The sequence below is a fragment of the Pseudoalteromonas sp. Z9A4 genome (assembly GCF_011378845.1).
GTDB lineage: Bacteria > Pseudomonadota > Gammaproteobacteria > Enterobacterales > Alteromonadaceae > Pseudoalteromonas > Pseudoalteromonas arctica.
This window is the reverse complement of sequence record NZ_WTLA01000069.1, coordinates 1-533: the sequence shown is the minus strand read 5'-3', so window position 1 is coordinate 533 and position 533 is coordinate 1. Positions and strand designations below refer to the sequence as shown.

At 44.1% G+C, this 533-nt stretch carries 1 protein-coding gene; it reads left to right on the top strand.

Annotated elements, in window-relative coordinates; all coding sequences use genetic code 11:
* Positions 1 to 533 (top strand): flagellin (locus GQR54_RS19465; RefSeq protein WP_277344618.1); only part of this gene is annotated, 533 nt, incomplete at both ends.

The following is a 533-nucleotide window of genomic DNA, read 5'->3' as shown; positions in this document are numbered from 1 at the left end:
GCAATGTCGATGATGCAAACAGCAGAGGGCGCGTTTGATGAGATGACAAACATTGCTTACCGCATGAAAGAGCTTGCGACACAAGGTGCGAGTGATGCAAATGGTACTACTGAGTGGGCAGCACAAAGTGCTGAATATGCTGCTTTGACTGCTGAGCTTAATAGTATTGTGGATAATACGTCTTTTGGTGGAACTAAGTTACTTGATGGCGGTAAATTTGATGCTGCAGTTAAATTTCAAGTAGGATCAAGCACCAATGAAACATTAGACGTTGATATAACTGCTGCATTTGATGGAACAGCTGGTTCAGTAGATGCCGCGATTGATGGTATTGAAGCATCAGGTGGTACAGCAGGTACATTTGAAAATGTGGGCGAAGCGCAAGCTCATTTGGCACTAGTTGATACTTTAATTGCAGGAATTGGCAGTGCCCGCTCGTCACTGGGTGCATCAATGAATCGTCTTGAGCATACGATGACCAACGTTACAAACATGAAAGAAAACACACAAGCAGCGTCATCTACGTTGATGGA